The organism is Hydrogenobaculum sp. Y04AAS1, from assembly GCF_000020785.1.
In the GTDB taxonomy this organism is placed as follows: Bacteria; Aquificota; Aquificia; order Aquificales; family Aquificaceae; genus Hydrogenobaculum.
The window spans coordinates 317,236-330,463 of the sequence record NC_011126.1 but is presented as its reverse complement, the minus strand read 5'-3'; the positions used below and the strand labels follow the sequence as shown (position 1 = coordinate 330,463).

Annotated in this window: 15 protein-coding genes; 9 read left to right on the top strand and 6 right to left on the bottom strand. The window is 34.8% G+C overall.

Annotated features, from left to right (window positions below; translation table 11 throughout):
* From HY04AAS1_RS01895 to HY04AAS1_RS01880, 4 genes are read right to left on the bottom strand one after another with little or no spacing between them, the layout of a single operon-like run.
* Window positions 1–972 (bottom strand): ADP-ribosylglycohydrolase family protein, encoded by a 972-nt coding sequence (locus HY04AAS1_RS01895; RefSeq protein ID WP_012513420.1) that lies wholly within the window; start codon window positions 970–972, stop codon window positions 1–3.
* A complete protein-coding gene (gene hisB / locus HY04AAS1_RS01890; RefSeq protein WP_012513419.1) occupies window positions 969–1,547 on the bottom strand; it encodes an imidazoleglycerol-phosphate dehydratase HisB in 579 nt (192 codons plus the stop codon). The genes HY04AAS1_RS01895 and hisB overlap by 4 nt, the downstream gene beginning before the upstream one ends.
* On the bottom strand, window positions 1,544–2,809 hold the full coding sequence (gene serS / locus HY04AAS1_RS01885; protein WP_012513418.1) for a serine--tRNA ligase: 1,266 nt from the start codon (window positions 2,807–2,809) through the stop codon (window positions 1,544–1,546). The genes hisB and serS overlap by 4 nt, the downstream gene beginning before the upstream one ends.
* Window positions 2,806–5,106, bottom strand: coding sequence for a DNA topoisomerase (ATP-hydrolyzing) (locus tag HY04AAS1_RS01880; protein WP_012513417.1), 2,301 nt, complete (start codon window positions 5,104–5,106; stop codon window positions 2,806–2,808). Before HY04AAS1_RS01880 ends, serS begins: the two co-directional genes overlap by 4 nt.
* A 69-nt stretch (window positions 5,107–5,175) precedes the next feature.
* Between HY04AAS1_RS01880 and gatB the strand changes: the two genes are divergently transcribed.
* From gatB to galE, 3 genes are read left to right on the top strand one after another with little or no spacing between them, the layout of a single operon-like run.
* Window positions 5,176–6,582 (top strand): Asp-tRNA(Asn)/Glu-tRNA(Gln) amidotransferase subunit GatB, encoded by a 1,407-nt coding sequence (gene gatB / locus HY04AAS1_RS01875; protein ID WP_012513416.1) that lies wholly within the window; start codon window positions 5,176–5,178, stop codon window positions 6,580–6,582.
* A complete protein-coding gene (gene rpiB, locus HY04AAS1_RS01870) occupies window positions 6,579–7,025 on the top strand; it encodes a ribose 5-phosphate isomerase B (protein WP_012513415.1) in 447 nt (148 codons plus the stop codon). The genes gatB and rpiB overlap by 4 nt, the downstream gene beginning before the upstream one ends.
* Complete coding sequence (gene galE / locus HY04AAS1_RS01865) at window positions 7,026–7,997, top strand: UDP-glucose 4-epimerase GalE (protein WP_012513414.1); 972 nt, start codon at window positions 7,026–7,028, stop codon at window positions 7,995–7,997.
* Window positions 7,998–7,999: 2 nt separating this feature from the next.
* Here the strand turns inward: galE and HY04AAS1_RS01860 are convergent, their stop codons facing one another.
* Complete coding sequence (locus HY04AAS1_RS01860; RefSeq protein ID WP_012513413.1) at window positions 8,000–8,881, bottom strand: DMT family transporter; 882 nt, start codon at window positions 8,879–8,881, stop codon at window positions 8,000–8,002.
* Window positions 8,882–8,916: 35 nt separating this feature from the next.
* Between HY04AAS1_RS01860 and HY04AAS1_RS01855 the strand changes: the two genes are divergently transcribed.
* From HY04AAS1_RS01855 to HY04AAS1_RS01830, 6 genes are read left to right on the top strand one after another with little or no spacing between them, the layout of a single operon-like run.
* Entirely contained in the window at window positions 8,917–9,813 is an 897-nt protein-coding gene (locus HY04AAS1_RS01855; RefSeq protein ID WP_012513412.1) for a protoglobin domain-containing protein, read from the top strand.
* Between the two features lie 2 nt (window positions 9,814–9,815).
* Window positions 9,816–10,556, top strand: coding sequence for an ABC transporter permease (locus HY04AAS1_RS01850; protein ID WP_012513411.1), 741 nt, complete (start codon window positions 9,816–9,818; stop codon window positions 10,554–10,556).
* Window positions 10,553–10,993, top strand: a complete 441-nt coding sequence (locus tag HY04AAS1_RS01845) for a thioredoxin family protein (protein WP_012513410.1) — start codon at window positions 10,553–10,555, stop codon at window positions 10,991–10,993. Before HY04AAS1_RS01850 ends, HY04AAS1_RS01845 begins: the two co-directional genes overlap by 4 nt.
* Window positions 10,994–10,995: 2 nt before the next feature.
* Entirely contained in the window at window positions 10,996–12,024 is a 1,029-nt protein-coding gene (gene mnmA / locus HY04AAS1_RS01840; RefSeq protein WP_012513409.1) for a tRNA 2-thiouridine(34) synthase MnmA, read from the top strand.
* The gene (locus HY04AAS1_RS01835) at window positions 12,021–12,470 is read left to right on the top strand and encodes a tetratricopeptide repeat protein (RefSeq protein ID WP_012513408.1); all 450 of its coding nucleotides are present in this window, start codon (window positions 12,021–12,023) and stop codon (window positions 12,468–12,470) included. The genes mnmA and HY04AAS1_RS01835 overlap by 4 nt, the downstream gene beginning before the upstream one ends.
* Before the next feature lie 36 nt (window positions 12,471–12,506).
* Window positions 12,507–12,794, top strand: coding sequence for a DUF503 domain-containing protein (locus HY04AAS1_RS01830; protein ID WP_012513407.1), 288 nt, complete (start codon window positions 12,507–12,509; stop codon window positions 12,792–12,794).
* Here the strand turns inward: HY04AAS1_RS01830 and HY04AAS1_RS08520 are convergent.
* Window positions 12,791–13,192, bottom strand: a complete 402-nt coding sequence (locus HY04AAS1_RS08520) for a hypothetical protein (protein WP_337954081.1) — start codon at window positions 13,190–13,192, stop codon at window positions 12,791–12,793. The genes HY04AAS1_RS01830 and HY04AAS1_RS08520 overlap by 4 nt on opposite strands.
* Between the last annotated feature and the right edge of the window lie 36 nt (window positions 13,193–13,228).

Sequence of the window (13,228 nt, the reverse complement as noted above, 5' to 3'; positions counted from 1 at the left end):
CTATTTTGCATGAATTTTTTTACTAAGCTCATAAAGGTTATCTGCTAAATGTATATATTGTTGATGGTTTTCTAAATTTTGTATCAAATCCTCTGGTAAAAACTCATATCCGTGGTAAGCACCCAACAAAGCTCCTGTAATAAAACCTATAGCGTCTGTATCACCGCCAAACTCCCAATAGGAGTTTATAGCACTAACAAAAGCATCAAACGGATAGTCAATGCCTTCCGTTAGAAAGTAATACAAAGACAACCCTAAGCTTTCCAATACAAAATTACCATTACCTATGTTTACAATGGCTTTTTCTTTAGAATATCCTTCTTCTAAAGCATCTATCAAAATATCTAACATTTTTTTTGTATAAAAGCTTTTAACACAAGATTTTAACTCTTTTAAAAGCTCTATTCTATTTTCTAAAGTCTCCAAAGATTCATCGTTTTTTATGGATTTTACCAAAAAGCGATTAAACAAAATAGCACCATCTAAAGCCTCATCGCTTCTATGAGTAAGCATTGTAACCAACTTAGCCGCTTCATCGGATAGGGCTTCATTTTCAAAGTGAAGCATAGAAGTGGCTATAACCCTAAGTATTCCTTCTACAGAAGAAAATCGCAAGCCTTCTATTATGTTATTTGACAAATTGTATATGGCTTTTAGTATAAATGGATCTGGATATCTGTGCGTTGTCTCATCAAAAGCCCAAGCTTTAAGCTTATCAAAATAGTTATAAATATCAAGCTTGTTAGATTCCAATATAGATTCTATCAAAAGCCTTGACACATTAGTTTCATCTGAAGGTTCATTTGGCTTTTGGAAAAACGCCGGAGAGCTAGGATGTGGTTCTACGAAGTTTGTTATAGGTAAATCCTTATAAAACTCTTCTACCTGATAAATATCTAAATCCTCAAAAGATTTTCCTATAGCGTCTCCTATCGCAGACCCAAGAACAATACCCCTAAACTTTTCTTTCATAAAAGCCCTTTTGTAGAAAGGATGCCTTTATCTTGTTTTGCTACAGCTTGTCTTACACTAAAAGCTAAAGACTTTATACTACACTCTGCTATATGGTGAAGTATGTGCCCATCAAGAATTTTTATATGCACAGTAGCTTTTGACTCCAATGCAAACCCTTTTATAAACTCCCATATTAGCTCAAAGTCAAACTCTGTAATCTTACCTCTTAAATCTTTTCTATCGTAGAAAAAGAGTCCTCTACCTGAAAAATCAAGAGAACATAGCACCAAAGCTTCGTCCATAGGTAAAATTGCAAATCCATATCTATTTATACCAGATTTATCTCCTAAGGCTTTAGATATAGCTTGTCCTAGTACTATACCTACATCTTCCACAAGATGATGGTAAGATACATCGATATCGCCTTCGGCTTTTAACTTTATGTCTATAAAGCTATGCTTCGAAAAACTCTCCATCATATGATTTAAAAAACCTACAGGTGTCTCTATTTGATAAACACCAGAACCATCTAGGTCAATCTCCATATCTATAGCCGTTTCTTTTGTCTGTCTAAAAATATGTGCCTTTCTCATATACACTCTCCCTTTATGTAATCTTTTAAAACCTTTGGTATTCTAATTTTGTGATCTTTCGTTTGATAATTTTCCATAATAGCCACCAACGTCCTACCTACCGCCAAAGAAGAACCGTTTAGAGTGTGAACAAACCTATTTTTGCCAGTTTTATCTTTAAACCTCATGTTTGCCCTCCTTGCTTGAAAATCTTCACAGTTAGAACAAGAAGATATTTCTCTATACTTATTTTGAGAAGGTATCCATACCTCTATATCGTAAGTTTTAGAAGCTGAAAAACCTATATCACCAGAACAAAGAGCCACTACTCTGTAGGGAAGTTCTAAAAGTTGTAAAATCTCCTCTGCATTTGACAAAAGCCTTTCTAGCTCGTCGTAAGAACTATCTGGATGAACTATTTTTACAAGCTCTACTTTATCAAACTGGTGTTGTCTAATAAGCCCTTTCACATCTTTTCCATGAGAACCCGCCTCTCTCCTATAACAAGGAGTATAAGCTGTAAGGTTAATGGGCAAATCATCTTCTTTTAATATGGTGTCTTTAAATACGTTTACAAGAGGTACTTCAGCAGTAGGTATAAGATAAAGATCATCATCTTTTACATAGTAAAGCTCTTCTTGAAATTTTGGAAGCTGCCCAGTGCCCACTAACGTTTGAGGTTTTACAAGATGAGGCACTATCATTTCCTGATAGCCATTCTTCGCATTTATCTCAAGCATAAAGTTTATAAGAGCCCTTTCTAGCTTTGCCAAAGGACCTTTCAATATGCTAAACCTACTACCAGATATAGCGGTAGCTTGGTCAAAATCTATAAAACCTCTCAAAACACCAAGATCAGCATGGTCTTTTATTCCAAAATCAAACTTTGGTATTTCACCCCATCTTTTAATCTCTACGTTATCGTTTTCATCCTTACCGTAAGGAACACTTTCGTGTAATAAATTTGGTACTCTAAGAAGAAGGTCTTCTGTATATTTTTCTATGCGGGCTAACTCTTCCTCTAACTTTGATATTTCTTCTTTAATTAACCTTATCTCTTCTTCAAGGGATTCCGTGTTTAGTCCTTGTTTTTTTAAACTACCTATCTCCTTGCTTTTAGCGTTTCTGAGAGCCCTCAAATCCTCAATTCTTTTTATCTTATGCCTTCTTTCTTCGTCTAGTTTTAGTATGTCATCTATCCTGTCTTTCAAAAACATATCTCTTTTGGCTAAGTTTTCTTTTACATACTCTGGATTTTTTCTTATAAGCTCTATACTAATCATAATGATACCACCTTATATATCTTGTCGTCTTTTAAATCGATAACTTTTTCCTCAGGCACGCCTATACCAGCAGGTACTTTTATACGCTGTATTAGGCTTTTAATATCAAATTTTATATGAGAGCCGTTAAAAGTGGATATCAACACATCAAAATTATCGTCATCGTTGTAAAATATCAAATCGCAAGCGTTTAAAAACTTTTGCTTTAATACGTTTATACCTTGAGATGTTCTAGATTTTTTTGGAATATCCTCTAGCTTTATCTTTTTAGCGTATCCTTCTTCTGTTATCAAAAGCCCAAAAATCTTGTCATCTAAAGCTCTCACCGAGATAGCCTCATCATTTTCATTAAGCTTTATACATTGAATGGCTTTTGAGCTAGATGTGGTTGCTCCTACATCCTGGGTTTGAATTCTATTTATATAACCTTTCTTGGTTAAAATAAGTATTTCGCTCTCATCTTGAGAACCGCTTATATAAACCACCTCTTCACCTTCTGAGAGCTTCAATATTTGAAAGCCTTGGGTTTTGTATTCAAACTCCACAAGAGGTATCTTCTTTATAGAGCCTTTATTTGTCAAGATAAGAAGTCTTGAGTTGTATTGCTCTCTCACAAAGGCACCTACAACGTGCTCGTCGGTATCCTTCATATGAATGGAGCTTCCAGACAAAGCTTCTGACCCAGCAGTCCAATAAACTCTTCCTTTATTTGATACTATGAAAAGGCCTTCTGTAAACTTCAAACTTGCCACATTAACAATAGGAGATTTTTCCTCTTCTAAAAGCTCTATAGGTTTTACAAATCCATTTCTCGTGACAAAAACATCCACATAGGTATCTTCTTTTATCATACCTTCGATGAAAGTTCTTCTTGGGTCTTTGAAACGATCTGCAAGTTCTTTTGTCTCTTTTATAAAGATGTTTATCCTTTCTTGTTTGTTTTCCAATATATTTTTATAAGTCTTGATATTTTCTATAAGCTCATCGTGTTCTTTTTGAAGCTTAGAAGTTTCTAAGGATGTAAGTCTTTGTAATCTTAAATCAAGTATTGCTTGAGCTTGCTTTTCAGTTAGATTCCAGCCACTCATGAGCTTTTCTTTAGCCTCTTGGGTGTCTTGTGAAGCTCTAATGGTTTCTATAATTTTGTCTATATCTTTTATACAAATCAAAAGTCCTTCTACTATATGAAGTCTTTCTTCGGCTTTTCTTAAGAAAAACTCAGTCCTTCTATAGATCACATTTAGCCTATGTTTGAAAAATTCCAGCAAAATATCTTTTAGATTTAAAAGCTTTGGTTCAAGTCCCACCAAAGCCACCATATTTATAGGAAAGTTTTTTCTAAGGGATGTATTTTTGTAAAGTTTTTTTAATACAGCCTCTCCTTTAGCATCTCTCTTTAGTTCTATTACTATTCTTATACCTTCTTTGTCAGATTCGTCTCTTAAGTCAGAAATCTCTTTTAGCTTACCAGACCTTGCTAGTTCTGCTATCTTTTTTATAAGCTCTGCTTTGTTGACCATGTAAGGGATTTCTGTTATTATTATTTGTTCTCTTCCAGAGCTTGTTTTTTCTACTCTTGCCTTTGCTTGAACAGTAACTTGTCCTCTTCCGGTTTTGTAAACCTCTGGCGATACTTCCCCCACTATTATACCGCCTGTGGGAAAATCTGGTCCTTTTATATATTGCATAAGCTCTTCTACAGTTATATCTTGGTTTTGAGCCAAAGCCACCAACGCATCGCAAACTTCTTTTAGATTGTGAGGGGGGATAGAAGTAGCAAGCCCTACCGCTATGCCTGTAGTACCGTTGCAAAGAAGGTTTGGCATCTTTGCCGGAAGAACCTGAGGCTCCATGACACTCTCATCAAAATTTGGTACAAAATCTACAGTATCGTTTTCTATATCTTCCAATAAGCTAAGGGTTATCTTAGATAGCTTTGCCTCTGTATATCTCATTGCAGCAGGAGGGTCTCCATCTATAGAACCAAAATTTCCCTGTCCTATTACAAGAGGATATCTAAGGTTGAAATCCTGAGCCATTCTTACAAGAGCATCGTATATAGCTTGATCTCCATGGGGATGATATCTTCCCATAGTATCCCCTACGATACGGGCACATTTTTTAAAGGGTTTATCTGGGGTTAGGTCCATTTCATACATTGCATACAGTATTCTTCTTTGAACCGGCTTAAGGCCATCTCTAACGTCTGGTATAGCCCTACCAACTATAACAGACATCGCATAGTCAAGATAAGATTGTCTTGCCTCTTCTTCTATAGGGATTTCCAATATTTCCATAATTAAAATTTTATCATACTAAAAGCATAAAACCAATTAAACTTTAATAAAGCTTTATGCTATAATGTAATGGCTATGGAATTTGAGCCAGTTATAGGGTTGGAAGTGCATGTGCATATGGACACAAAAACAAAGATGTTTTGCTCTTGCAAGATTGAATACGACGCTCCTCCCAATACAAACGTATGCCCAGTGTGCATGGCATTACCAGGAAGCCTTCCGGTTATAAACAAAAAAGCAGTAGAATATGGTATCAGGACATCCTTAGCGTTAAACTGCAATATAAACCTAACATCCATAATGGCAAGAAAACACTATTTTTATCCAGACTTACCAAAAGGATACCAGATATCTCAATACGAAAAACCTTTAGCCGAACATGGTTTTGTGCTTTTAGAAAACAAAAAAGTAAGGATAAGAAGACTACACTTAGAAGAAGATGCCGGCAAAAATAACCACTTTGAGAATAGCTCTTTGGTGGACTTAAACAGAGCTGGTACACCTCTTATGGAAATAGTCACAGAACCAGATATAAACTCCGCAGAAGAAGCAAAAGAGTTTTTAGAAAAACTAAGAGCTATAGTAAGATATGCTGGTGTTTCAAAAGCAGATATGGAAAAAGGCCAGTTAAGATGCGATGTAAACGTATCTCTAAGACCAAAAGGCTCTCAAGAGCTTGGCACGAGGGTAGAGGTAAAAAACGTAAACTCTTTTAAATTTGTACAAAAAGCTATAGAGTATGAGATAGAGCGCCAAAAAGCTATATTGCTTGAAGGAAAAGCTGTAGAACAAGAAACAAGGGGCTTTGATCCTCAAAGCGGTAAGACCTTTGTAATGAGAACCAAAGAAGAAGCAGAAGATTACAGATATTTTAAAGATCCAGACTTGCTTCCTCTTGTCATAACTAAAGAGCTTTTGAAGAGCATAAAAGACAATATGCCAGAGCTACCAGATGAGCGCATAGAAAGGTTGATGGAAAATTACGGTCTTAGTAGATATGAAGCGTCTGTGCTTACAAACCTAAAAGAGTTAGGAGATTTTTTCCAAGAAGCCACAAAGTATACTAAAGAGTATAAGGCTCTTAGCAATTGGCTTTTGAACGATGTACTTGGATTCATGAACGAAAATCAGATAGAAGAAATACCCATAACACCACAACATTTGGCAAAACTATTGGAACTTATCAAACAAGACGTCATATCCACAAAAATAGCAAAAGAAGTTATAAAAGAGATGCTAACAAGTAAAAAAGACCCAGATGTTATTATAGAAGAAAAGGGCTTAAAGCAAATATCAAACGAAGATGAGATAAAAGCGGTGGTAATAAGCGTATTAGAAAAATTCCCACAAGAAAGAGAAAGGTTAAAAAACGGCGAAGAAAAACTAATTGGATTTTTAGTAGGGGAGGTTATGAAGATTACCAAGGGTAAGGCTAACCCGAAACTTGTAAACAAGCTTATAAGAGAGTGTTTATGAGAATAGCCATAGGCTCAGATCATGCTGGGTTTGACTTAAAAGAAGCCTTAAAAGAACACATAATATCAAAAGGCCATGAGCTAATAGATTGCGGTACACATTCCAAAGAATCCACAGATTATCCTCTTTATGCCAAAGAAGTGGCTCTTCATATTAAAAACCAAAAAGCCGACAGAGGCATACTAATATGTGGAAGTGGGCTTGGTATGTCTATCAGTGCCAACAAGATAAAGGGCATAAGAGCTGCTCTTTGCCTAAACGAATATATGGCAAGGATGAGCGTAAAAGATAACAACGCAAACGTCCTATGTTTAGGCGGTAGAGTAATAGGGGTTGAGTTGGCAAAATCTATAGTGGATGCTTGGTTTGATGCCCACTTTGAAGGCGGAAGACACGAAAGAAGATTAAGGATTATATCATCTTTTGAAGAAGAAGGTATATAAGTGAAAAAAATAACCATCACCGGAGGGGCTGGTTATATAGGCTCTCATATGCTAAAAGAAGCTCTAAAAAGAGGGTACGATGTTCTTGTGATAGACAACCTATCTACGGGTCATAGGGAATTTGTAAAAGGTGGAAAGTTTTTACAAGCCGATATGCAAAGCAAAGAGACATTAGAAGCACTTTTAGAGTTTAAACCAGATGCGATAATACATTTTGCAGCCTATATAGCTGTGGAAGAGTCTGTGCAAGAACCTATAAAATATTATGAAAACAATTTTTGCAAAAGTTTAAAGCTTTTAGAATACACTTTAAAAGCAGGTATAAAAAACTTTATATTCTCATCAACTGCAGCAGTTTATGGTATAAAATCAGATAAACCTGTAAAAGAAACAGATTCAATAGAACCAATAACCCCCTATGGTCAAGCCAAGGCGAATTTTGAAAAAGTCTTGGAAGATGTATCAAGAGTGAGCGATCTAAAGTATGTGGCTATTAGGTATTTTAACGTAGCTGGGGCAGATCCAGAAGGAGAGCTTGGGCAAATCTCCAAAAAACCAACACATCTTATATTAAGGGCTTTAAAAGCTGCAAAAGGTGAGATAAAAGATTTTGGTATATACGGCACAGATTACAACACAAAAGACGGTACTTGCATAAGAGATTATATCCATGTATCAGATCTTGTGGATGCTCATTTTGAGGCTATGAGATATCTCGAAGAAGGTGGCAAATCCGATGTATTTAACTGTGGCTACGGAAGAGGTTTGAGTGTAAAAGAGGTAGTGGATATAGTAAAAGAGGTAACAGGTGTTGATTTTCCAGTATACAATTACGATAGAAGACCGGGAGATCCACCTGTTCTTATTGCAAACGTTGATAAGATAAAAAATACCTTTGGTTGGAAACCAAAATACGACGATCCTTACTTTATAGTAAAAACCGCTTGGGAATGGGAGAAAAAACAACGTTAATTTTAAGCTTTTCTTATATGATCTAAGGTATTTATTAAAAGTCCCAACAAAATAAAAGAAGACCCAACTATTTCGTAAAAATCCATACGCTCTTTTAGAATAATCATAGAACTAATCATACCTATTACAGGTGTCGTAAGCATAGTAAGCCCCATAAAACCAGAAGGGAGCCTTTTTATCGCATAACTCCATATAACCCAAGCTAAAGCGTTTGCTAAAACCGCATTATAAAATATAGCAAACAAAAGAAAATAAGAAAACTTCATATAAAATCTCTCAAACATTAAAGCACATATCAAAATACCTATACTTCCTATAAGCATCTGCCATGCGTTTAACGAAACTATATCGGCATTTAAGTTGTGATGTCTTTTTTGCCAAATTACCGCAAAAGCCCAAGAGATACCGCTTAAAACAGCAAGAGCATCACCTAAAAACCCCTTGTTGCCTAACATGTTCCAAGGTTCTAACACCAAAAAAAGCCCTAAAAAAGCTACAATATTGCTAATTATTTCCTTTCTATCCGGTGTTTCTTTTAAAATCTTCCAAGAAAACAACACTAACCAAAAAGGCATAGAGTAAACCAAAATAGCGGTTTTACCAGCTTTAGCAAATTTAAGAGCCAAGATGGTAAAGCCTACAAAACCTGTAGTTTGCAAAAGCCCTAGTATGCTCACATATTTAAAATGCGTTATTTTTAGGCTTTTCTTATTAAAAGCCAAGATACCAAAAAGCAAAAAAGCACCAAATATAGTTCTAAAAAAGGCAAAGTAAAGCTCTGGCATATAACTTATGGCCTGCTTCATCAAAACCCAGTTGTAACCCCATATAAAAGATAACACTATCAACAAAAAGAAAGCTTTTTTATCTATAGATCTATGCATAAGATTTTTATTTTAGCATATAATATTAGTTATAAATGAGAAGCATAGAAGAAATTAAAAAGCACTATAGCTGGGATGAAGAAGATGAAAAACACCTTAAAGAAATGAAAGACATAGCGATTAAACATAAGTATGACTTCGTAAATAAGCTTTATGAATATTTTAATATATTTGAAGATAAAGATAGGTACTTAAAAGATGAAAAAATAAAAGAAAGACACAAAGCCCACTTACAAGCTTGGTTTTTGGAGCTTTTTGAGGGAAACGTTGATCATCTTTATATTTCAAAAGTTCAGCGTATAGGCATGAGACATGTTCAAATAGGTTTACCACCCCATTATCTAAACTCTTCAATGAATTTTGTTAGAGAGTTTATAGAAACACTAGTCATAGAAAAGACCGCCGATGCAAACGAAAAGATAAAGATTTTAAAGTCTATAGATAAAATCCTCGATATAAACCTCGATATTATCACAGAAGCTTATAGAGAAGAGGAGTTTAAAACTTATTTAGGCACTTCTAAAATCCAAAAAATATTTATAGAAGCCATTCAAGGAGTTTCAAGATCAATCGATCTTTTTATCGTTACTATAATGAGCTTTTTGGCTATAGTGGGTGGTGGATGGATACTGTACGAATTGGTAAACTTGGTACTTGGTAGAGTGTCCCCAGAGTCTACAGCCCTTGAGATACTTGGTTCTACGCTTATTTTGTACGCGATATCAGAGCTTTTAAACGAAGAATTAAAGCATTTAAAAGGAGCTCCGCTGTCTCTTAAAGTGTTTGCAGGTATAGCTTTAGCTGCAATTATAAGAAAAATACTTATAATATCTTTGTATCCAAAGAAAAGTATTGAGCTTCTAATACTTGGTATACTGATGCTTTTCATAGGTATAGTTTATTTTATAATAAACAAGGTGGAGAAAAAGTAAACATGGTAGAATTTATAAACGCTTTAGGAGAGGCTTTTTATATTTTCCTAACGGCGCTTTTGCACATTTTTAAAGATAGGCCAAAAATAAGGCACTTTGTAGATAGAGTAATTTACATAGGAGCAGATACTGTGCCGGTAGTGGTTACCACATCGCTATTTACAGGAGGAGTGTTGGCACTACAAACTTATTCTACACTTCATAAGTTTAACTCCGAATACCTCATTGGGGCACTCGTAGCTCTTTCTATGGGTAGAGAGCTTGGACCTGTATTAACCTCTCTTATGGTAGTGGCAAGAGTAGGCTCAGCCATCACAGCTTCTATAGGCACTATGAAAGTTACCGAACAAATAGACGCTCTTGAAACACTGGCTATAAACCCTTACGCTTATATTACAAGCCCAATACTTTTTGCTTGCATGGTTGATTTACCACTTCTCACAATCTTATCAGACATCTCTGGCATAATTGGTGGGTACCTCGTAAGTACCATAATATTCCATGTAAACGGGCATATGTACTGGGATAAAACAAAGGAAATTGTAGATTTTTACGATATATACGGGGGATTGTATAAAGCTTTCGTATATGGTATAGTAATTGCCACAGTTAGCAACTATTTTGGTTTCAAGACAAGCGGTGGGAACCAAGGTGTTGGTAGAGCTACTACATCCTCAGTTGTAATCTCTTCTATGTTAATTCTTATACTTGATTACTTTTTAACTGCTATCATATATACATGAGGTATTTTAGGATATTTTTAACGTTTTTGATTTTCAGTACTGTGGTATTGGCCGATGACACCACAAGCAATGTATCAAACGCTAACCTTACCGTATGGCACGGACTATATATTTATTATTACAGTCAAGCCCAAGAGCTATCAAAAAAAGAGCACAAACCAGTGTTGCTATACTTTTATGGAAACGATTGTACGTATTGTGATCTTTTTGATCAGTATGTGTTGCAAAAGCCCGACGTAGTGGATGTTATAAATAAGCATTTTATATTTTCTTCGGTAAATGTAGACGACTCCGGTGGAAATAAGTTTATTAGAAAGTTTAGATTGTTCGGAACCCCAGCTTTTGCTGTCATATACTCAAACGGGCGCTTTAGAGTTTATCAAGGGTATAAAACAAAAGAACAATTTTTATACATACTAAGTAAGCTTTACAAGTAAGAATGATAATAGCTGTTGGTATGAGTGGTGGCGTTGATTCAAGCGTAGCCGCATATTTGCTAAAAGAACAAGGCCATGATGTGATAGGAGTTACATTAAGGTTTTATAAAGAAGAATGCAAAGAAAACGCCAGAGTATGTTGCTCTCCAAAAGATGTGCAAGATGCGAGAATAGTATGCGATATGCTTGGTATACCACATATTACGCTTGATTGGGAAAATCTATTCAAGGAAAGAGTAATAGATTATTTTATAAAAAGCTATAAAACTGGGCTCACACCAAATCCTTGCGCCATATGCAATAAAGATGTAAAAACTGCGTTTTTGGGCTTTTATTTAAAACAAACTGCTGATATAGATTTTTTAGCTACAGGGCACTACGTGATAAAAGAAGAAGGTAAAATAAAAAGAGCCAAAGAAAAAGATCAATCTTACTTTATGGCGCTTGTCCCTAAACAAAGTCTTGACTACCTTATGTTTCCAGTGGGTTATATGACAAAGCAAGAAATCAGAGATATTGCAAAGAAGATAAATCTTCCAGTGGCTAACAAAATAGAATCTCAAGATGTATGTTTTTTAAAAGGTATGGATTTAGAAGATTATCTGTCTCAGTTTATAGACATGACGCAAGGCGATATAGTGCATATAGCCACTCAAAAAACGCTTGGAAAACATAAAGGCATACACAGATATACCATAGGTCAAAGGCACGGATTGGGGGTGTCTTATCATAAACCACTTTATGTAGTAGAAAAAGATATTGAAAAAAATATACTTTACGTAGGTGAAAAAGAATATCTTCTCAAAGATGCAATAACATTAAAAGATTACAACAAGTTAGAAGACTTTGAAAAAGATAATATGTATATTCAAATTAGATACAACTCAAAACCCATCCCAATAAAGCATATAGAAGAAAATAAAGATAATGTAATAATTTTTCTAAAAGAACCGGCAACGCAAGTAGCAAAAGGACAAGTAGGAGCTATTTATTTTGGGGATATACTCTTAGGAGGTGGCATCATATCTTGAAAAAGCTTGTTTTTTTGGCTTTTACTATGATACTAAGCTCTTGTTCTTACATAGTTATAGTACATGATCCTCTTAGTGCCAAAGAGCACGTGGAGCTTGGATACACCTACGAAAAACAAAAGGATTTTAAAGACGCTATATATCAATATAAAATGGCGATAAGAAAAGATAAACACTGTGACATTGCATACTTTGACTTAGGTAATGCGCTTTTTAAAGAAAAAAAGTACAAAGACGCCATAAAATACTACGAAAAAGCCATAGAAATAAACCCTAAAAATGAAGATGCCATGAACAACTTGGCCTACACTTACTATAAGCTCGGTGATTTTACTAAAGCAAAGTTTTATGTATTAAAAGCCTTAAAACTTGAACCCACCAACAAAGCCTACCAAGATACCTTAAAAGAAATAGAAAGCAAGCTAACCAGCAATAATTTCTTTTAATAAATAAACATATAGATACTAAGCTATAATACTTTTATGGTAATAGGCGTAGCCATCATAGATTTTTACATTCCGCAGGCAATTTCTTTAAAAGAAAAAAGACATTATGTAAGATCTATAAAAGATAAGCTAATAAGCAACTTTAAAATATCGGTATCTGAGATAGATTTTCACGATTCTTGGCAACGCTCAAGAATAGGAGCAGCTGTGATAGGAAGAGACAAAGAAGGCGTAAATCAAGTTTTGAGCTCAGTGATAAGATTTAGCGAAAAACAGTGGCCAGATATTCTTTTTAAAGTAAGTTTAGAATTTGTAAATATCTAATCTTCATCTTCGTCTTTAGCACCAAAAAGCTCAGTTAGGTCTTTTCTCCAGAATGGTACATTTTCCACCTTCTTTTTAAGCCTGTTGTATGCTTTTTCTTTTTCTTTAAGCTTAAATTCTAAGGATATTTTATCGTACTCTAATTGTTTTATCTTTTCATACAAAGACATTATCTGTTTGTTCAAATCTAAAATAGTATCGTTGGATTCTTTTAACTTGTCTATTGCTTCGTTATATTTTTCTATGGCTATACACTGCAAGCCTTTTATCTCTTTAGAATAGAATTCTTCTATAGCTCTTTCTATTACTTCTGTGGCAGATATATCAAGTTTTTCAACCAAAGCCTCTATCTTCATAATAGCTTTTGAACTAAGCCTATACGTTTTTGAAACTCTCACAACCATATTATACATCTTATTTGGCTTTTAAAACAA